At 42.6% G+C, this 20,388-nt stretch carries 20 protein-coding genes; 6 read left to right on the top strand and 14 right to left on the bottom strand.

Translation table 11 applies throughout. From position 1 onward, the window contains the following. Window positions 1-52: 52 nt before the first annotated feature. The gene (locus F8R90_RS00570) at window positions 53-496 is read left to right on the top strand and encodes an SRPBCC family protein (RefSeq protein ID WP_190894029.1); all 444 of its coding nucleotides are present in this window, start codon (window positions 53-55) and stop codon (window positions 494-496) included. A 207-nt stretch (window positions 497-703) separates the two neighbouring features. Here the strand turns inward: F8R90_RS00570 and F8R90_RS00565 are convergent, their stop codons facing one another. From F8R90_RS00565 to F8R90_RS00545, 5 genes are all read right to left on the bottom strand, one after another. Beyond that, on the bottom strand, window positions 704-1,036 hold the full coding sequence (locus F8R90_RS00565) for a hypothetical protein (protein ID WP_196508687.1): 333 nt from the start codon (window positions 1,034-1,036) through the stop codon (window positions 704-706). A 275-nt stretch (window positions 1,037-1,311) separates the two neighbouring features. Then, window positions 1,312-1,530, bottom strand: a complete 219-nt coding sequence (locus F8R90_RS00560) for a type II toxin-antitoxin system HicB family antitoxin (RefSeq protein WP_196508685.1) — start codon at window positions 1,528-1,530, stop codon at window positions 1,312-1,314. 57 nt (window positions 1,531-1,587) lie between these two features. Then, window positions 1,588-1,824: a 2Fe-2S iron-sulfur cluster-binding protein gene (locus tag F8R90_RS00555; RefSeq protein WP_196508683.1), complete on the bottom strand. Its 237-nt coding sequence runs from the start codon at window positions 1,822-1,824 to the stop codon at window positions 1,588-1,590. A gap of 109 nt (window positions 1,825-1,933) precedes the next feature. Beyond that, on the bottom strand, window positions 1,934-3,418 hold the full coding sequence (gene cobQ / locus F8R90_RS00550; protein ID WP_196508681.1) for a cobyric acid synthase CobQ: 1,485 nt from the start codon (window positions 3,416-3,418) through the stop codon (window positions 1,934-1,936). A gap of 263 nt (window positions 3,419-3,681) precedes the next feature. After that, window positions 3,682-4,086 carry an Npun_F0494 family protein gene (locus F8R90_RS00545; RefSeq protein WP_196508679.1) on the bottom strand — a complete coding sequence of 135 codons (405 nt, stop codon included), beginning with the start codon at window positions 4,084-4,086 and terminating at the stop codon, window positions 3,682-3,684. A 185-nt stretch (window positions 4,087-4,271) separates the two neighbouring features. Here F8R90_RS00545 and F8R90_RS00540 point away from each other — a divergent pair, with 185 nt between their 5' ends. After that, window positions 4,272-4,709 carry a peroxiredoxin gene (locus tag F8R90_RS00540; protein WP_196508677.1) on the top strand — a complete coding sequence of 146 codons (438 nt, stop codon included), beginning with the start codon at window positions 4,272-4,274 and terminating at the stop codon, window positions 4,707-4,709. 78 nt (window positions 4,710-4,787) lie between these two features. Here the strand turns inward: F8R90_RS00540 and F8R90_RS00535 are convergent, their stop codons facing one another. The 4 genes from F8R90_RS00535 to F8R90_RS00520 all read right to left on the bottom strand — a co-directional run bounded on the left by F8R90_RS00535 (window position 4,788) and on the right by F8R90_RS00520 (window position 8,927). Further along, entirely contained in the window at window positions 4,788-5,180 is a 393-nt protein-coding gene (locus F8R90_RS00535; protein WP_196508675.1) for a hypothetical protein, read from the bottom strand. 36 nt (window positions 5,181-5,216) lie between these two features. After that, complete coding sequence (locus tag F8R90_RS00530) at window positions 5,217-6,104, bottom strand: ABC transporter permease (RefSeq protein WP_196508697.1); 888 nt, start codon at window positions 6,102-6,104, stop codon at window positions 5,217-5,219. A gap of 74 nt (window positions 6,105-6,178) precedes the next feature. After that, window positions 6,179-7,198 carry an ABC transporter ATP-binding protein gene (locus F8R90_RS00525; protein WP_196508673.1) on the bottom strand — a complete coding sequence of 340 codons (1,020 nt, stop codon included), beginning with the start codon at window positions 7,196-7,198 and terminating at the stop codon, window positions 6,179-6,181. 259 nt (window positions 7,199-7,457) lie between these two features. Next, window positions 7,458-8,927 carry an aminotransferase class I/II-fold pyridoxal phosphate-dependent enzyme gene (locus F8R90_RS00520; protein ID WP_196508671.1) on the bottom strand — a complete coding sequence of 490 codons (1,470 nt, stop codon included), beginning with the start codon at window positions 8,925-8,927 and terminating at the stop codon, window positions 7,458-7,460. A gap of 281 nt (window positions 8,928-9,208) precedes the next feature. Between F8R90_RS00520 and F8R90_RS00515 the strand changes: the two genes are divergently transcribed. Next, window positions 9,209-9,916, top strand: a complete 708-nt coding sequence (locus F8R90_RS00515; RefSeq protein WP_196508670.1) for a M15 family metallopeptidase — start codon at window positions 9,209-9,211, stop codon at window positions 9,914-9,916. A gap of 5 nt (window positions 9,917-9,921) precedes the next feature. On the opposite strand, the gene F8R90_RS00510 is transcribed toward F8R90_RS00515, so the two are convergent. Both F8R90_RS00510 and F8R90_RS00505 read right to left on the bottom strand, forming a co-directional pair. After that, window positions 9,922-10,395, bottom strand: coding sequence for a TspO/MBR family protein (locus F8R90_RS00510; protein ID WP_190894042.1), 474 nt, complete (start codon window positions 10,393-10,395; stop codon window positions 9,922-9,924). Between the two features lie 89 nt (window positions 10,396-10,484). Continuing rightward, window positions 10,485-10,958 (bottom strand): TspO/MBR family protein, encoded by a 474-nt coding sequence (locus F8R90_RS00505; RefSeq protein WP_196508668.1) that lies wholly within the window; start codon window positions 10,956-10,958, stop codon window positions 10,485-10,487. 303 nt (window positions 10,959-11,261) lie between these two features. On the opposite strand from F8R90_RS00505, the gene F8R90_RS00500 reads away from it, so the two are divergent. After that, window positions 11,262-11,831 carry a DUF3611 family protein gene (locus tag F8R90_RS00500; protein WP_196508666.1) on the top strand — a complete coding sequence of 190 codons (570 nt, stop codon included), beginning with the start codon at window positions 11,262-11,264 and terminating at the stop codon, window positions 11,829-11,831. 831 nt (window positions 11,832-12,662) lie between these two features. Here the strand turns inward: F8R90_RS00500 and F8R90_RS00495 are convergent. Continuing rightward, window positions 12,663-13,340 carry a response regulator gene (locus F8R90_RS00495; protein WP_174710379.1) on the bottom strand — a complete coding sequence of 226 codons (678 nt, stop codon included), beginning with the start codon at window positions 13,338-13,340 and terminating at the stop codon, window positions 12,663-12,665. 151 nt (window positions 13,341-13,491) lie between these two features. Then, a complete protein-coding gene (gene era / locus F8R90_RS00490) occupies window positions 13,492-14,466 on the bottom strand; it encodes a GTPase Era (RefSeq protein WP_196508665.1) in 975 nt (324 codons plus the stop codon). Between the two features lie 282 nt (window positions 14,467-14,748). On the opposite strand from era, the gene F8R90_RS00485 reads away from it, so the two are divergent. Continuing rightward, a complete protein-coding gene (locus F8R90_RS00485; protein WP_196508694.1) occupies window positions 14,749-15,831 on the top strand; it encodes an ATP-dependent 6-phosphofructokinase in 1,083 nt (360 codons plus the stop codon). A 66-nt stretch (window positions 15,832-15,897) separates the two neighbouring features. Here F8R90_RS00485 and F8R90_RS00480 read toward each other — a convergent pair whose 3' ends face one another. Further along, window positions 15,898-17,025 carry a succinylglutamate desuccinylase/aspartoacylase family protein gene (locus F8R90_RS00480; protein ID WP_196508663.1) on the bottom strand — a complete coding sequence of 376 codons (1,128 nt, stop codon included), beginning with the start codon at window positions 17,023-17,025 and terminating at the stop codon, window positions 15,898-15,900. A gap of 303 nt (window positions 17,026-17,328) precedes the next feature. On the opposite strand from F8R90_RS00480, the gene F8R90_RS00475 reads away from it, so the two are divergent. Next, on the top strand, window positions 17,329-20,388 hold a 3,060-nt coding region (locus F8R90_RS00475; protein WP_196508661.1), incomplete at its 3' end, for a CHAT domain-containing protein.

Raw genomic sequence — 20,388 nt, 5'->3', positions numbered from 1 at the left:
CGTAGACACGAAGTGGCTTCTCGAAAAGTAGGACGCGAAGGAAAAAGAGAGAATGTCAGATTGGTTAGAGCATACTGTGCAGGTAGAAGTAGAAGCTCCCATAGATTTAGTATGGAGCCTTTGGGCTGATTTAGAGCAAATGCCCCGATGGATGAAATGGATTGATTCGGTGAAAATTCCGCCAGATAATCCAGATATATCTCTTTGGAAATTAAAGACGGGCAGTCTAGAATTTAATTGGAAATCCCGAATTCTTAAAGTTGTTCCCAACCAAATTATCCAATGGGAATCTGTTGATGGTTTGCCGAATCAGGGAGCAATTCGCTTTTACGATCGCCACGGTAGTAGCGTTGTCAAAATGACCATTTCCTACGCCATCCCCGGCATGATTGGCAAAATTATGGATAACTTATTTTTGGGGCGGATAGTTGAATCGACGATTCAAGCTGATTTGGAAAGGTTTAAAGAATATGCGCTGAATGTTAAAGCTAATTGATATAGATAGCAAAAACAGGCAGCAAGGAACAAGGTGTAAAAGTTTCTTGCTGTCTGAAGGAAAAATAGGAATTTTTTAAGGGTTAGAGAAGGTGCAATCATCGACACTTGTTGCGAGTTCGACTATCTACAAATTTTTTAGCATACACAAAATCTTGTTTGGCATATTAACCTTAATAACTAAGAATGACTTCAGTTTTAGATTTGACTATTCGACTAGTGAAATAGAGTAAGATTTCATATTATCTAGACTGATTACATCACCTTTCTTGTAAGCCATTGGATCATTTGAAGGAAGATTAATTTCTGTTAACAAAGTAACTGAGACAACCTCACCTGTATTATTAACTTTATGAACTCTTCCCTCCAACCTAACTTCAGAGTTTTTTTCTACAAATTTATCAGGCAGTCCTGGAGATACGAGAGGAAGGATCTCAAAAAACACTATTTTTCCTGTGATAATTTCGCCAATTTGGAAACTATAATTATTGACTAGCTTCTCTGTATGATTAAAACTCTGAAATTTCTGTTTTTGAATCATAATAAATTCTTCAAATAATTTTACAGGTGTACTGGAACTCTTCACTTGCCCCTAACCCTCAAAGATAATCAATGGTTTTGGCAATTTTTGAGGCTAGTAAGAACTACCAAGTTTGATCGCCCGACTTTATAATATTTCAGGCGCACACTCATGGATGAATATACAAATTTATAACAATAAAAAGCACAGTAATAATACGTAAAAATGCTATCTTAACCAAAATAACCTGCGATCGCGCAAATTGTGCAGCATTAGTTACCACCTACTCAATCGCGTTAACGCACTCTACTTACTGTTGGTTCTGGAAGTGGATCACCTACAGCTTCGTAAGCAATAATTAGAGACTCTAAAGCTTCAATTCCATTTACCACAGCCAACTCGTAAGTATCTCCATGAGTCCGCCAGCGCTGTCCTGGAAAATCAGGGAATCCTACTAAGAAGCAACCATCTTCATCAGACCACTGAATAACCATTTGGTATTTAAGCTTACTCATCTTGTTTGTTCTCCTCTACTTCTTCGTCTGACATTTTGAACTTAGAGGGTAAAAAAACTACCAAGTTGGGTCACTAAACAAATTAATCGTTAATTCGTCGCGTGGCGGGACTGCGGTGATACAAGCGCGGATGATCTCTCCATCTTCTAATTCGACGGTGCAAGCGTGACAAGACCCCATGAGACAACCGGTGGGAATAAATACTCCAGCCCGGTCTGCTACATCTAAGAGGGCTTCTCCCACTTCGGCATCTACTGTGACATCATCTGGTAAAAAGCGGACACGAACAACCATCAATGTTACGCATTTAATTTAGTATTGACTCCTAAGAGTTGTCCTTTGTTATTGGTCATTTGCAAATGACAAATGACCAATGACTAATGACACTCCAACGCATTTTAGCTTAAGACAAAAACAGACTTAAGTCTAAATGGCTTTCAACTTCAGTGGCTAAAGAATCCAAAATCTGCTCTCGCTGTTCCCGATAGTTAGCAACACCTGTGGGCAAAGATTTTAAACCCCGCTGTTGACGGAGGCGATTTAACCAAGCCCGTCGCCAAGGGCCGTTGTCAAAAAGCCCGTGGAGATAACTACCCCACACAGATTGACAACTATCCACTAATCCTAAATTAATATCGTCAAATAGGGCATGGTAGGATTGGGGATCTATGCCTTGCTGTTCGATGCGCGATCGCCCTTGGTGGATTTCAAAGCCATTAACTGGCAAGCCCTGTTGCGGATAATTTGAGCTAACTTGGCGCTGGCGGGCAATTTTTTGCCCTGTAATTACAGTTCTGATTGGTAAAAGATTTAACCCCTGATATCTACCAGCTTGTCCTTCTATACCTTCTGGATCGGCGATGATTTGACCAAGCATTTGATAGCCGCCGCAGATACCTAAAACAGTTCCACCAGAAGCAGCATAGTTTTGGATAGCTTCTGCCATACCGCTTTTTTGCAGCAGCAGTAAATCAGCAATGGTGGTCTTTGTACCTGGGATAATCACGGCATCGGGGTGTCCTAAATCTTGCTTAGGACTTAAATATTTAACTGAAACTGTACTTTCTGATTCCAGTGGGTCAAAGTCGGTGAAGTTGGCAATTCTTGGTAAGCGGATGACTGCAATGTTGAGGTCAGTTTGGACTTTATTTGACGACGATTGACGTTCTAGCAAATCAAGGGAATCTTCTGCTGGAAAAACTTCTTGTAGGTAAGGTATAACACCGATAACGGGGATACCCGTGCGTTCTTCTAACCATTTTATCCCCGGATCTAGGAGCGATCGCTGTCCTCGGAACTTATTAATTACTACACCCTTTATTAAGGCGCGTTCATCCGGTTCCAATAACTCTAAGGTTCCAACAACATGAGCAAAAGCGCCACCCCGATCAATATCAACCACTAACATGGTTGGCGCGTTCAAATGTTTTGCCACCCGCATATTAGTTAAGTCGCGGTGCTTGAGGTTAATCTCTGCTGGACTACCCGCACCTTCACAAACCAGCAAGTCAAATTCCGTTCCTAAATGCTGTAGCGATTCTTCAATTGTCCGCCACCCCAGTTCAAAATATTGCTCGTAGTAATCTGAGGCACTCACCTTGCCTACAGACCTGCCTTTAATAATTACTTGAGAAGTCATATCCCCTTGGGGTTTGAGTAAAATTGGGTTCATTTCTACCCAAGGTACGACTCCCGCAGCCCAAGCTTGTACTGCTTGGGCATAGCCAATTTCTCCACCACTGGCAGTGACATAAGCATTTAAAGCCATATTTTGACCTTTAAAAGGAGCCACCCGCCAGCCACGCCGCGACAGAATGCGACAAATAGCTGTAGTTAAAAGTGATTTCCCTGCATGGGATGTTGTCCCCACTACCATAATTGATTTCATAGTTGCTATTAGTTAGTTTTCAAGATACAGGGTGAATTTTTAAGAGGAAAAAAGAAACGGGGACATGGGGACACGAGAGAGGATTTGATAATTTTTCCGCGTCCCCGCGTCTCTCCCTCTCCGTGTCTCCCTTCTTTACTCGCTACCAACGCCATCACAAATTTCAATTAGATGATTATGGTAAAGACTTCATGAATAGATGTGATGTTTCCGTATATATTGTTCCCTTTGATTGCCTAATCCTAACTCTTTGGTTTTTTATTCTAAAAAGGTATCCGCAACCAACGAATCACAATATCGGATAAACGATCGCGCCATGAAGGTGTCCGCCAATTTTTTCCCTGATATTGTTCCACTAACTGGCGACCCAAAGGAGTGAGGCGAAAACTATCTGTAATTCCTTGACCATCGACTTCTCGCCGCAATACACCCACTTGGATTAGCCAGCCCAAGGCGTTGTCACAGGCTAATTCTGATAAAGGACGCTTAGTATAGCCTTGTTTGAGTCCATTTTCCAGGGCGATCGCAGTTAATGACACACTCTGGTGTCCCATCACTTCAAATAAAGATAAATTAAAAGGTGAACACACTAGCGATCGCTCGGCTCTTTCTACTGTGCTCTGAGGATAGACAAAAATATTTGGGTTTTGGGAATCAACAGCAGGCATTGTGTATAGGTAGAAATTTTTCTTCTGATAAAGATTAATCTAAGAATATATTTTTTCTTGTACCAACTACCCCATCTAACCAAAAATTGGTTACCTTTTGCTATTTTTTAGTAATTATATTTAAACATTATAAATTAATGTAAAATTTCAAGTGCATCAACAATCTGAAACAGGAAAGGTTAATTATGCCTCTAGCAGTTGGTACGGATGCACCTGCATTTACCGCCAAAGATACAAACGGCAACACAGTCTCTTTATCTGATTTTGCCGGAAAGACCGTCGTTTTGTATTTTTACCCCAAAGATGACACGCCAGGCTGCACCAAACAAGCCTGTAGCTTTCGGGATGCCCAGCCTCAATATCAAGGCAAAGATGTTGTAGTCTTGGGAGTCAGTGCAGATGATGAAGTCTCCCATCAAGCATTCACCCAAAAATATAATTTAAACTTTCCCCTACTGGCTGACACCAACAAATCCCTAATCACAGCTTTCGATGTGGATGGTGGCGGTTATGCCAAGCGTGTCACCTATGTAATTGACCCCAGCGGTAAAATTACCCATGTTGACACCAGTGTAAATACTACCACCCATGCTAGCGATGTTTTAGCTGCACTTGGGCTGTAGTTTTTTACCTGATAACTAATGATTTTTTAAATAGTCTTAGCCCCGAGCCTCCAGAGGCTTGGGGTTCTTTATTTGAATTCAGTTACCTGATGCTGGTGTAACTGATGGTGGTGTCACTGATTGTGGTATAACCAATGGCGAACGGGGAGTTGCTTGCTGTTGACCTTGAATTAGTTTTTCTTGCCTTGCTTTAAAGGCTGCTGCGGCTGAGTCTAGTTGTTCGTTCTGTTGATCAGAATTCCAGTTGAGAGTCCCGAAATTCGCCCGATGAATCAGGTCAAACATGTTGAAATTATCTGAGTTCGTGCGGGAAAATGGATCGGTATTTTGGTCTGTTGTACTATTACTGGGAAAAGAATCCGCTGGGCTGACTTGAGCCGAACTGGGTTGAGCCATGAGCAAGGAAGCAAAGCTAATTCCTGCCACGGTAGCCACAAATAGTCTAGGAATTTGTAAAAATGGTTTTTTCATGGGATTTTGACCCTAAAATTGCTCTATTTTATCTCTTTAAGCAAGAGTCCGCCGCAGTTGGGGCTGAATACTTAGTAAGGCGACAATGGCAAAGCCAAACAATACCAGCAATGCTCCCCCAAAGGTAACATCGCCCCAAGGAGCCTGCATCACTACACTACCTAGTCCCCAACTACTGTGGAGATAGAGATAGCGAATTGGTTCGATCGCATAGCTGAGAGGATTTAGGGTAGCCACAACCTGCAACCATTGAGGCATAAAGGATAGAGGAGCCAAGGCAGTACTAGCAAACAATAATGGCAGGTTAGTGACGAAAATTACTGCAATCAATTCAATGTGTCCGGGTAGAGCAAAAGCTAAACCAAGGGAAATTGCTGTTACGCCCAAAGCTAAGAGGAAGACAATTAGAGCGATCGCACTTAAACCCGCTGCATCGGGTAATCCTGCCCCCAAGAACGCCGCCGCTGCTACAATCACCGCTGCTTGCAGCAAACTTTGGCTGATGATGAAGATTGCCGAAGCAAAGACAATGGAAAACCGTGATGCTAACGGTGCAACCAGCAAACGATTCAAAAAGCCGAACTCGCGGTCAAACATTACCGGTAAACCAGCATTCAGCGCCCCAGCAAAGGCTGTAAACACAATTATGCCGGCAGCCAAAAATTGACCGTAATTGGTTGTATTGCCAAATATACCCTTGGGAGCATTTTGGAACAAAGCGCCAAACAGTATCAACCACATCACTGGCTGAATAATTCCGGCAACTAAAGATGAAGGACGGCGTTGCAACTGAATAAACAAGCGACGAGTTAAAGCCAACGTCTCTTGTACCAATTCACCGAAAAAGTTAGGTGCAGCATTAGCATCTGCTTGTGGCGATGCTAGCGGCTGCCAATTGATATCAGATTTAGGAGTAACGCTCATAGCAATTTTGGATTTTGGATTTTGGATTTTAGATTGGGCATTAGAAATTAGTCCCATTCCCCATTCCCCATTCCCTATCTCATATTCTGCTTCTTCTCAGCCTTGGGATCGCGAGTGGCAACAGCTGCCAGTTCTGCATCCATCAGTGTGCGTCCTGTCGCGGCGAGGTAAACATCATCGAGGCTGGGGCGAGATTGGGCAATGCCAAATATGGGCAAGCCAGCGGTATTCAGCGATTGCTGTATGTTAATCAGAACATCGTTCTGAGGTGTCACTACCAAGTTGAGAGAATTACCTTGAGCGCTGTTGATGATGACTTCTTGGACAAAGGACAAAGATTGCAACAGGTTTTTGGCAATTTCTGCTTCCTCAATGGGGGAAAACTCGCGGATTCGCAAGGTGATGCGATCGCCCCCTACTTGATCTTTTAATTGTGAAGGTGTGCCACTGGCAATCACGATGCCGCGATCTATAATTGCCACGCGATCGGCTAAAGCGTCAATCTCTTCTAAGTAATGGCTGGTAATTACTACCGTCGTCCCAGAGGCGCGTAATTTTCTCAGGAAATCCCACACCACAAAACGGGTTTCTATATCAAGCCCAACAGTTGGCTCATCCAACACCAGAACATCCGGTGCATGGAGCAACCCAGCAGCCAAGTCTAGGCGCTTGCGTAAACCCCCGGAATAGGTTCCTGTTTTTTTATTAGCGTATTCTTGCAAACCCAGTAAATCTAAGACTGTCTCAATGCGCTGTTTGGCTAGTGCGCTTGGGAGATGATAAAGTGCTGCTTGCAATTGCAGCAATTCTTTTCCAGTCAGCACCTTATCTATAGCAACTTCCTGAGCTACGTAGCCTAGTCGTTGTCTCGCCACTCTCGGATTATCCAACACAGAGATGCCAGATACTTCGATTTTGCCCGCATCCGGTGTGGTGAGTGTACATAAAGCACGCAAGGTAGTAGTTTTACCAGCACCGTTGGGGCCAAGTAAACCAAAAATTTCTCCTGGTTCTACCTGAAAGGAAACATCCTGGACGGCAACTACCGTGCCGTAGCGTTTTTGCAGATTTTGAATTAAAACGGCGGGAGCCATGACAGCTGATCCCCAACTATACAAATCTCAATAAAGTCTATCCTTATTGTAGAAGGTAGGGAGCAAGGAAATAGCGCATGAGCGAAAATCTGTAATAAGTTCGCGTCATGCGCCATGCTGCCAAAAATTTCTGATTATTTTAGACAAGTTGCTTGATTGCGTTTGTAGCGAAATAAACCAAACACTACAGCAATTAATCCTAAACCTGGAAATAAATTAAATTTTATCAAAAATAATTAAAAAGCTTGGAGTTTGGAGATTATTTCACAACTTTCAAAGTTTTGAGGCTAGTATCAGCGCAACCGCTGATAAAACCTCCCATCGCCTGAATTTGTTGCAGATAGTCAAGAACAGATTTGGTAATGACTTCTCCCGGCATTAACACAGGAATTCCTGGGGGATAGGGACAGATGATTTCAGCACAGATACGTTTATTGGTTTGTGTCAAAGGTAGTATTTCACTGACAGCAAAAAAGGCTTCACGGGGTGAAAAATGTAAAGCATAATCCAGTGTTTTGCCCAGATTTTGCCAAACCTGGTTTTTAAGAGTCAAGTTGATTCGGCGATATTCTTTGGCAAGAGTGGTAAAACCTTGCACTAATTGCGCAATATCGGTTGGGGTGTTGCCTAAACTAATGATAAAGGTGAGATGTTGCAGTGAGGCGAATTCAGCAGTGACAGCAAATTTTTCATCAAGAATTTCATCTACTTCAAATCCGGTTAAACCTAAACCAGAAACAGTGACAGTTAATCGCGTTTCGTCTAAAGCTACAAAGCCGGAAGATCCCCCCAAAGCCGAGATTTCTAAAACAGATAATCCAGGAATTTGACTGATTCTGGTTCTAGCTTCTTCAGCAAGTTGCAAAGTGCGAGACATCAGTATTTTTCCCTGGAGTGCCATTTGCTGACGCGCTGCATCTAAAGAAGCTAAAAGTAAATAACTAGGACTGGTAGATTGTACAAGTTGCAAAGCTTTACTGATGCGATCGCAATCTATCCTGTTACCTTGGATGTGCAGCATCGATGCTTGTGTCATCGCACCGAGTACTTTATGGATGGATTGTACAGTTAAATCTGCTCCTGCGGCTAAGGCTGGAGTGGGTAATTCTGGATGAAAGGCAAAGTGTGCGCCGTGTGCCTCATCTACGAGTAGAGGGATATTGTATTGATGAGTAATGTTGGCGATCGCACTCAAATCTCCACAAACGCCGTAATATGTTGGGTAAACTGTCAACACTGCTTTGGCATCTGGATGTTGTTGGAGTGCAACTTGCACAGCTTCAGGTGTGATACTGTGGGCAATATCTAAAACTGGGTCATATTCAGGATTCAGAAAAATGGGTATTGCACCGGAGAGAATTAAACCTGCGATCACAGAAGAATGCACATTTCGAGGCAGAATAATTTTATCGCCCGTCCCACAGGTAGCGAGAATTGCCGCTTCAATCCCACAGGTAGAACCATTGACAAGGAACCATGTTTGCAACGCGCCAAATGCCTCAGCCGCCAGTTGTTGTGCTTCTTGAATAACGCCTTGGGGCGCAAAGAGATTATCTAAATCTGCTAATTCGGTTAAATCAGCGCGAAAGACAGCTTTGCCAAGTAAATCAGCCAAGGATTGAGAAATTCCCTCACCTTGTTTATGTCCTGGAGTGTAAAAAGGCGCATGGGGTCTTGCTGCATTGGCTTTTAGGGCATCTAATAAAGGTGTTTGGTTTTGATTGAGCATTAAAATAATTCGTAATTCGTAATTCGTAATTCGTAATTAAAAAAAACTGTAAATTTGGTCAACAGCTTAAGGTAGATTGAATATTACCTGATGCAGACGGAATCAGGCTGCGGACAATATGGGAAACTACCGCTAAAAATCCTTATCCACGTTTGATTACATTTTAGTTTTACATTATGATTTGGCAATTGCCTAATGTACAGCATGGGGTAATAATTACGAATTACGAATTACGTTAGCGCAGCGGTAGCGACGCAGGAGCGTCATTACGAATTATTCACATGAGGCCTTATCATCAAATCCCAATTTTTGAGTGTTGTGAACCGCTAATGGCGATTCCTTTAGAATTATTTGCCGTGGAATCTCCCCATCCTTATGAAAAATTGGGTGCGCCCTATGGCGAACACTCCCCCTATTATCTCCGTCAAAGCATTATTGAAAATTTGTTCCAAGCGCAAAATTACCTTGATGTTCTGCATCCCAACTGGCGTATTCAAATTTTTGATGCTTATCGTCCAGTAGCAGTCCAGCAGTTTATGGTAGATTACAGCTTCGCCCAAGCAGTGCAGGATAGAGGACTGACTGAGGTGGAGTTATCACCAAACCAACGCCAAGAGGTTTGGGAAGCGGTTTATACAATTTGGGCTGTGCCAAGTTTAGATGAAAAAACTCCCCCTCCTCATAGTACAGGTGCGGCGGTAGATGTAACGCTAGTAGATGATGCAGGGCAAATAGTGAATATGGGTTCGCCGATTGATGAAATGTCAGAGCGATCGCATCCCGATTATTATGCCAATAGCGATCGCCCAGAAGCGCAAAATTATCATGCTCACCGTCAGCTATTGCAAGATGTAATGTTAAAGGCGGGCTTTCAACGCAATCCCAGAGAATGGTGGCATTTTTCTATTGGCGATCAAATGTGGGCTTGGCTGAATAATCAATCCAATCCAGCCAATCCTGCCACAGCACGTTATGGCCGTCTTGCATAGATGCGTTATGCATCTTGAGGATTTAACTCTTTTAACTCGTCGGTAGTGTAAGTACCAATAGGAGTCCAAATTAGATAGGGAAGGAGTAACAGCGCCGCCATTAGAGAAATCGGCAAAACGCAGATTGCAAGGACAACACCTGAAATCAAACCGATTAGCCCAAGAACTTCCCCGGCTTTGAGACTGCGAAACCTCAACATTATAGGTATGTAGGCGACGGTGATAATTTCCACCAAGAGGTACAAAGCCATTAGTAGCCAAGTAACTAGGCTTCCGGGATTTTTTTCCCAGACAATATAGGCTGAAGCTGCACCGCAAATAAAAATCACAGTCCAGATAAGGGGAATCAATGGCTCAAAAACTAGCCAGCGAGGTCGACTTAACTTTGCAAACCATTTAACATCACGCGGCGTGATCAAGAAACTACCTAGGGCGATGAAGAAAGTTACAGCCCCAATTATTATCCAAGATGGAATCATAATGCACTCTTGTTTGTGTATTTTGTCAAGTCATACACTGCAAGTTTGACAAGTTAGGGCACAGGTTGAATCATTCGCTGGTGCGAATCTTAGGCATCTTGAGGATTGAGACTAATCATCTGCCAAGTGGTATAAGTACCAATGGGACTCCACAGCAAATAAGGAATTAGTAGCAATGCTGCCCAACCAGAAATACTTAAGACTGCAAGTATTAAGAAAGCACAAATGATAAAACCTGCACCACCGAGAATTGTTCCCACTTTCAGACTGCGAAGCCTAAACATTACAGGCGTATAGGCAATGGTAATAATTTCTAACAGCAGATATAAACCCATGATTAACCAAGTTGAGGTGCTTCCTGGATCTTTTTCCCAGACAATATAAGCCGACCAAGCACCGCAAATAAATATTACAGTCCAGATAATTGGAATCGCACCCTCAAAAGTTAGCCATCTCGGTCGTTGTAAGCGCTTGAACCATTGGCGATCGCTAGGCGTAATCACGTTAGCTGCTAAAGCAACTAAGAAAGCTACACCCCCAATCACCATCCAAGATTTAATCATGCCCGTTAGTCCTTTACAAGCGCTATCTCTCGCTTAATATCACTCTTTATAGTGTGATTTTGTCAATTTAGTTGCTAATTCCTCATCGTCCCTGAGTTTGAAAACTTTTCATCGTTTGGCAGGATTTTCAATTATGGGCACTGGGGACTGGAAAACAACTCTTATCCTAATCCCCAATGCCCATTAAGATTTTATTCCTTAAGATTTTGAGGTGATTATGTCTAGGGGTGGGGGTATGAGGCGAACTGAGGAAATATTCTTGGCAATAGGGGCATAAGGCAATTAAATTTAATGGTAATTTATATGCAAACTGAATCAGAAGCGCGATCGCTAGCACCAGAAACACGAGGAATTGGTAATACTATTCGCCTTACAGGCTGGATTACTTTCTGGATACAATTGGCAATTGGAGTGGTTTCTGTCTTAGCTTTGTTGTTTGCCTTGACTGGTCGTGAATTTGTTCAGCAACAGAATGCTGGTCTTGGAATTGGCATATTTTGGGCTGTCTGTGGAATTGTACTATTGTTATTCAGTCTCTATTGGAACTTTCGTTACACTCACATAGGCAAAGCTTTAGAAAATTCCAATCCAGCTTTGCATCCCAGTAAGCCAAATACAACTAAAATCCTCCGACTGGGGATAATTGTGGGTTTAGTAGGAATATTATTAACTCTCTTAGGTGCTGGTTCAACCGTGTTCGTGCTAGTCGCAAAATCTATATCCCAACCTCCAGGAGTGGCAATCACCAACCCCTATAACATTATTCGACCGATGGATGTTTTTGTGGTTGTGGCAGACATCACTGGGATTGCTGCTCACTTTGTGGGTACTGTTGCTTCGTTATGGTTACTGGAGCGAGTGCATCAACACTAGTAGAAGAAGGGAAGAAAGCTAAGGGACTTCCAACTAAAAAATATCCCATCGCTTTCTTGGCAGGGGAGCAGGGAGCAGGAAGCAGGGGGGAGCAACAGTCGTGTTGAGTCCAGAAATTAGGATAATTTATTTTTTGGAGTTCCCTAATCTCAGTAACCACTATGGTAGTGGGCTATGCGTGGGTATAATCTAAGCTGCTGACACGCAAGAAATAGCGATCGCATTTAGGGCTAAGGTCGATAAACAGTTGTATTCCTGGGACCATTAGGTCAGTTTTAAGTATTCTAACTTTTACCTAAAGATTCAGTTTCAAGGTAAATTCTTATTACTTATGACAGTTTCTTTGAATCATCCTGGTGAGTGAAAGTATATATACTTACATAAATGAGGTTCAAAGCATGGACTCAACAGGTAAGGTTCAAACTGTGGACTCGTCCTGGTCTCTTCCACTGCCGTTGAAAGAGTATGCAATGAGCCGAGTAACTGTCTACTTTTATAGCGACAGATGGGTTCCAATTAAATATTGTTATTTGGAAAAGGCAATTTTGCTTCACCAGAAGGCAAACTTAGAAGGTAAGGAAATTTTATTATTTCCTGCTAATCTAGACCCGAATCAATTCACAAACTCTTTTAACTAAAACGCATTGAGGTAGACTATTTTTCAAAAATCTTGGCAACAAATGAATCGGCTAGAAAGGCGTACATAAGTACGCTTTTACTTGTAAATGGGGTTGAAATATTCACTCATAAATCCTACACTTTCTAAGTTTGGATACAGCAGTAATCTGACTTTTGCTGAGGTTTGTCTCTGTATTTTGCTGCATTTGTTTGCTAAACCAATCCAGAACGTAGTGCCACAACTGCTGCTTGCACGCGATCGTCTACTGCTAATTTATTCATAATCCCTCGGACGTGAGTTTTGATGGTGTTGGGACTGAGATAGAGTTTTTCGGCAATCTCTGGGTTACTCAAACCGTCTACCATGAGTTTCAGTACTTCTAACTCTCGCCCAGATAAGTTGGCGTTGTTGCTGGTGGGTGTAGGCGGTTTGAGATTGTCAATCACTCGCCGCGCAATTTGGGGATCGAGATAGGCTGCACCATCAACTGCGGCTGCGATCGCACTTAACAATCGTTCCACACTTGCGCCTTTTATACAATATGCATCTGCACCGCTAGATAGTGCCGCAATAATTTCTGTCTCTGTTTGATGAGATGTCAGCATCACCACATGAGTTGCTGGCAACGCCGCCTTAATTTGCTGTGTCGCGGCAATGCCATCCAATCGCGGCAATCCAATATCCATCACCACCAAATCAGGTTTCAGTTGCAGTGCTGCTTGAACTCCCAAATAACCATCTTCGGCTTGTCCAACTATCTCTAACTGAGGATGAGCCATTAACGATTGCTCTAATCCTAGTTGCATCATTGGATCGTCTTCGACAATTAACACGCGCAACGGCGGAGCATTGGCTGGTAAATTCAAGGGATAGCGAATATCTAAAGACATTTTTATTATTTAGGAGTTAGGAGTCATTCAATTTTAGATTTTGAATTTTGGATTTTGGATTGAAGGAAAAATCTAAAATTGTCCGAGTTAAGAGTTAAAAGTTATCATAAGTTTTTAGTTTAAAACTACTAACTTTCAACTCCTAACTTTTCTATTCTTCCACGCGATAGCCTAACTCTGCTAAACTGATCCGCGACTGTCGCCATTTTGGCTGGACTTTGACAAACAATTCGAGGTAAACTTTACCAGAAATTAACTTTTGGATTTGTTCGCGAGCTTCGCTACCAATTGCTTTGAGCATTGCTCCGCCTTTGCCAATAAGTATGCCTTTTTGGGAATCGCGCTCAACGTTGATGGTAGCAAGTACACGAGTAATGCTGGGAGTTTCTTCTACTAAATCAATAGCGATCGCTACTGAATGGGGTACTTCTTCACGAGTCAATAATAAAATTTGTTCTCGGATTAATTCACCCATAATAAAGCGTTCTGGCTGGTCAGTTACCAAGTCTGGCGGATAGTATAATGGCCCAATTTCTAAATGTTCAATTAATAATTCTTGAAGTTGCGGTAATCCTGCACTAGTCTTGGCAGAAAATTTCACGATTTCCCATTCATGGGACTGGGCCATCTGAGCGTAACTATCATCTAGAAACTGAGAATCGGGCGGTTGTTGGTCGGTTTTGTTCACGCCCAGAATCACCGGGGTTTTACTGCGACTGAGCAATTCGGCAATATAGCGATCGCCTGATCCACAAGCCACGGCTCCATCTACCACAAATAGCACTACATCTACCGATTCAATGGCAATTTTGGCATTTTGCACCAGTACTTCACCCAATTGATGATGGGGCTTATGAATTCCTGGTGTATCTACAAATATTAACTGCGCCTCTGGTGTAGTCAAAATGCCGCGCAAACGGTTACGTGTTGTTTGCGCTACTGGTGATGTAATAGCAATTTTTTGTCCTACCAATTGATTCATCAAAGTAGATTTACCGACATTTGGACGACCAACAATGCCGATGAAACCTGATTTAAATTCAGGAGGAGCTTGTGGGATGCTTACTTCTCCTGAAAAAGAGAAGTTGTAATTTTCAATACTAGTCACCTTTGGCTCCACCCTCATATTTTACAGCTGGGATAACTTGGTTTTTTCTTAGACACAAAACAAGCATAAAATTACCCTGGCATTTTTAGGGATTGTTTTTGCCGAGGTTTAATCTACTACTGGCTCTACACCTATATTTTACAGCTGAGATAACTTTGTTTTGTTTTTAGATACAAAACAAACATAAAATTACTTTGGCATTTATAAGGAGTGCATTTGCTTAGATTTAATTTGCTGCTAACTTTGGCTTAAGTTTCATCGACTACTCAATATATTTGAATCAAAATGTCAATAAAAGAGATGGGAGAACGCAAACGCATAGGAATTCTTACCAGTGGAGGTGATTGTTCTGGTTTAAATGCTGTGATTAGGGCTGTAGTAAATTGCGCTGTGGATACTTACGGCTGGGAAGTTTTGGGAATTCGTCAAGCGACTTTAGGATTAATGGCGCGTCCGCCACAATTCACAAAGCTGGAAGTTGATCAAGTTGACTCGCTGTTAACTGCGGGTGGCACAATGTTAGGGACAACCAATAAAGGCGACCCTTTCGCTTTTCCAATGGCGGATGGAAGTTTATGCAATCGCTCCGAAGAAATCATTGCAGGTTATCATGAGCTAGGTTTAGATGCTTTGATTGGTATTGGCGGTGATGGTAGCTTGGCAATTCTCCGCCGTCTCGCCCAACAAGGTGGCATTAATCTAGTAGGTATTCCCAAAACAATTGATAACGATATCGGCGTTACTGAACACGCCATCGGTTTTGATACAGCAGTCAATATTGCCACAGAAGCACTAGATCGATTACATTTTACTGCTGCAAGTCATAGCCGAGTCATGATTTTGGAAGTAATGGGGCGTGACGCAGGACACATAGCAATAGCTGCGGGGATTGCGGGGGGAGCAAATGTAATTTTAATTCCCGAAATTCCTTACACAGTTGAGCACATTTGCCACAAAATCAAAGAACGCCAAGAGAAAGGCAAAAACTATTGTTTGATTATTGTTTCCGAAGCGGTTCGTACCCACGATGGGGAGAATGTGACGGTTACAAATCGCTTAGGTCAATCTCGATACGGTGGAATTGGCGAATATTTAGCAGATAAAATTATTGAGCACATTGGTGTAGAAACGCGAGTCACTGTTTTAGGACACATTCAACGAGGTGGAACTGCTTCACCACTAGATAGATTAGTTGCTACAGCCTTTGGCGTTGCGGCGGTTAATCTAATTGCCGAAGGTAAATACGATCGCATGGTGACATGGCAAAATCGCCAAGTATTAAGTGTACCAATTACCGAAGCGATCGCTCAATATAGCGCCGTCGATCCCAATGGTACCTTGGTTAAAACCGCTCGTGGTATGGGTATTTATTTAGGAGACTGAAGTCAGTGCTGAGTGCTGAGTGAGGAGTTAAAAAACTTATAACTCCTAACTCCTCACTCCTCACTCTTAACTAATAACTCCCAGTACAAACTCACCTTCATTCACAGCTTGATTAGTTGCGACATCATAAACCAATCCATCTTGTTGAGCGCAGACATCAATTACACTAGGTAGCTTACCTTCTTTATTAAAACTGAGAATTTGATACAATTTTTCTCCAGCTTTTACAGAACTACCTAGTTCAATTCTGGATTGAATCATACCACCTGCGATCGCATAATATTTTTTCCGATTACTGCTAGATGCAAAAGTCATTTCATGGGTTTTTGTGTCATCCGATAAATTAGGACTTTGTAGTACACCTTTTTGCACTAAATAATTTTTTACACCCCGTACACATTTAGCGACTGAATTAGGGTTTATTTGCATTCCTGTTCCTAATTCCAGTGTCCAAGCTTCCACATCAAACTTGATTTCTCTACCCAAATCTTTAAAACAAGCTTCCAGTGCTAACCAAGGTTTGATAAAAGCTTCATCAAAAGCATCACCATCGTATTTATCAAGTAAAACTCCGAAATCAAACCCGAAGTATTTTGCACTGTCTTCTCGATTTTGGAAGTAATAAATATAGTCTAAAGCTTGATTTGTAGAACTATGTAAGTCAATTAAGTAGTCTGCATCTAAACTGATATTTTGTAGTTTGCTGCTAAAAACTTCAGTGTAAGGAACACCACTAGGAGAATTAATTTTTTCTAAAACCTTCGCAAATTGTTGCTTAATTATAGTTAAATAATTTTGTCGAACGACATCTAGATCAATATGAAGTTGAGATTTGGTAAAAGCTACTAAATCATCAGCTTCTTTCTCGTAGTCCCAAAAGATGCGATTCCAGTCTTTAGCTTCGTAAATGCAATATCGTCCAGGAGAAAAATGATGAGCGCGTTCATTCATCCCCATTGGATTACAAACGGGAACCAGCCAAATTTCTCCAGTTAAATCCGTATCATTTATTGTTAATAAAAACTCAATTAGCTGGTGAATAACGGCATTACCAGCAATTTCTGCACCGTGCAGATTAGATTGAATATAAACCTTTTTACCAGGTTGAGCGCCGATGAATTTGTATAGTTGTAAGTAGAGGCGATCGCCCGAAGCCATTTGACGTAATACAATGCTTTCAATAACTGGCAGCATGAAATAACTCGGTGATGATTTGAGTAAATTATCGCTGTATCTGTACTGAATGAAAAGCTTAGTATAACATTTGATTAATTCGTAGCAAATTCTCTGCGCCCCTTTGCGTTTACCTTTGCGAACCTACCCTGCGGGAAGGCGTTCGCGTAGCGTCTCGTAGAGAAGCGCCTATGCGTTTAAATTTAAACCCTCAATTCACCACGATTTGACGCAAATTAGCTGATTTCATTTGCGTAATCAGCTAACCTCCGCGTGAATTACTAGGATAAGGTAGCATCACATTAACTAGTGTTGGCGGTAGCTATGGCGCAGAATTGGTTGCGGATTACGCATCAAAACGACAAAATCCAACTTTCTTGGCAACGCGGATATGAAAGTCCTCGTTTTGCGTCAGAAGTCGCCTTCCAGCAACCCTTCGATAAAGAAAACGCGGCTGAATTGCGCTGGTATTTAGAAGATTATCTAAAGTTCCCTTACGGTATTTTTCCAGATAACGCTGTAAAAATTGAACAAAAATTACAGCATTGGGGACAACATTTATTTGAGCTAGTATTTCGCAGTACAGAGAAAGGAAGAGAGTTTTTTCAGGAAGCGACACGGGAAGGTCTAGATAAATGTGAACTGAGCATCATTTCTGATAACGCCGAAGTGCTGAACTTGCCTTGGGAGTTGCTATATTCCCCCGACTATCAATTTCTTGCACCTTCACTGGCGGGAATGTATCGCAGTCTCAGCAGTCAGGGCGTAAAAGCACCATTGCCAGCAATGCCCAATGACCAACTGAATATTTTACTAGTTATTGCCCGTCCTTACGATGAGCAAGACGTTGGGTTTAAAACCATTGCCCGTCCACTACTGGCGGCGCTGCAACCGATACGTCAGCGAGTCAATCTTAAGGTATTGCGTCCCCCTAGCTTGAAAGCATTTGAAGCAGAACTGCAAGCGAATAAGGGTTTTTATCATATCGTCCATTTTGATGGACATGGAAATTTTGACAGCGAGACACAGGGAGTTTTAGTCTTTGAGGATGAACAGGGAAATGAGCAAGCTGTCAGCGCTAGGGAAATTGCCCAATATTTAACAGATTGCCGTGTGCCGATTTTTGTGCTGAATGCTTGCAAGTCTGGACAAGTAGGCGAAGAAGCTTTTTCTTCTGTGGCGGGACAGTTGGTGAAGTTGGGGGCTAAGGGTGTAGTAGCGATGGCGTATTCAGTTTACGCCAAAGGTGCAGAACACTTTATTGGGCGGTTGTATGGAGAATTAGTCAGGGGAGAGTGTATCGCCACAGCAGTTGCAGCAGGGCGTAAATCCATGTCTATTGACAAAATGCGCCCCAGTCCCAAAGGAAATTTACCTTTACAAGATTGGCTTGTGCCGGTGTTGTATCAGCAAGAACCCTATACGCCTTTTGTTCCTAAAAAGACAGCACCCAGTTTTGCTGATTTGATGGCACAAGCAGACAACACCCCAGAAAGCAGCAAAGCTGTAGGTTTACCTGATGAAAGTGCTTATGGTTTTATTGGGCGGGATTATGAGATTTTGCGTTTAGAGAGAGCATTTCGGCAAAATCATCTGGTTTTGGTGCAGGGAATGGGCGGCGTTGGTAAAACTGAGTTAGCCGCAGGTTTCGCCCGGTGGTTGGATGACACTCAAGGACGTGAACATATTTTCTTCACCTCTTTTGAACAGGGTGCGGGGTTGAGTCAGGTAATTAACCAAATTGGTAGGGCGTTAGGAGGGGAGAAATTTTCCCAAATGATGCCAGATAAGCAAGAGGATGTAGTGCGGCAATATCTGCAAACTAATCCTTGCTTGTTGATTTGGGATAACTTTGAACCTGTAAACGGTTTCCCTACGGGGAATGAACCATTATTGAGTGGGGAAGAAAGAAACAAGCTGAAGCGGTTTCTTAAGGAATTGCGGGGTGGTAAATCTTGGGTATTAATTACCAGTCGCCGCGAAGAAGCTTGGTTGGATTGTAGGTATAGTTTAATCAACTTGCGGGGGTTGTCTCAAGCGGATGCCCAAGAGTTAGCCGCGAAGATTTTGCAAACGGTGGGTGTGGAGAGAAAGAACCTACCAGCAGAGTATTTGGAATTGTTGAAATTGTTGGGGGGACATCCGTTGTCTTTGCGGGTGGTGTTGCCGCATTTAAAGACACAGACACCCGTGCAGTTAATTGAGGCGTTGCGGCGGGGGTTGGATACTTTTAGGGGACAAGAGGAAGAAGGGAGAGAAAAATCTCTTACTGTGTCGTTGGATTATTCCTTTGCGAAGTTGTCAGAACGAACACGTCAGCATTTACCATTTTTGGCGCTGTTTTTGGAACGGGTTGATGCAAATTGGCTGCATCTGTTTTCAGAAAATCCTGATGATAGCTCTGGACAAGCTTATGGGGCGGTGTTTGGGGAGAACTTGCAAAAAGCTGATTGGTTGCAGATTCTTAATGAAGCCGCCGCCGCGGGTATTGTGGAATATTTGTTGGGTGAGAGTATCTACAAAATTCACCCAGCACTACCTTGGTATTTGCGCCAGCAGTTAAACACAATTACTTCCCAGGAGGTGATTAACGAACTCGAAAAAAAGTTGCTGATTTTTTACGCAACGTTGGCTGAAAACTACCGTGAGAAACTCATCAGCAACGCAGAACTGGCAACTTTTGTGCTGCGGGTGGAAGAACCAAATTTGTTGCAAAATCTGCGCCTTGCTAAACATCAGCAGGAATGGGCTTATGCACAATCAATTCTGCAAGCCTTGGGAGAAGTGTATAAGCGTTTAGGGCGCAAACCCGAATTTAAGTCACTGCGACAACGGACGCTGAGGCATATTGGTATTCATTTGACAGATGCCAAAGCAAAGGGTGAAGATGCTCTAGATTTCTGGATATATCTACGGGTTGCGGATGCCAATGAAGCGGTTAAAAGTGCTGACTTGGAAGGGGCAAGGAAAATATATCAAGAAATTCTGGATGAACTGATAGCTGTAAATGACCCTTCAGTGAATGGCACAATTGCCACTGCTAATCATAATTTAGGCATCGTAGCCGAAGAACAACGGCAGTTTGATGTGGCTGTTGATTACTACAACAAGGCGCTGAAGATAAAAGAAGATGCCGGGGATTTGTACAGTGCTGCTAGTGACTATCACCAACTGGGCATGGTAGCCCAAAAACAACGGCAGTTTGATGTGGCTGTTGATTACTACAACAAGGCGCTGAAGATATATGAAGATGCCGGGGATTTGTACAGTGCTGCTGATGAATATCACCACCTGGGCATGGTAGCCCAAGAGCAACGGCAGTTTGATGTGGCTGTTGATTACTACAACAAGGCGCTGAAGATAAAAGAAGATGCCGGGGATTTG

Origin of the sequence: Nostoc sp. NZL (genome assembly GCF_015714705.1) — a bacterium.
GTDB lineage: Bacteria > Cyanobacteriota > Cyanobacteriia > Cyanobacteriales > Nostocaceae > Nostoc > Nostoc foliaceum_A.
Note: the sequence above shows the minus strand (reverse complement) of the source record. Positions and strands in the feature narration are given on the sequence as shown.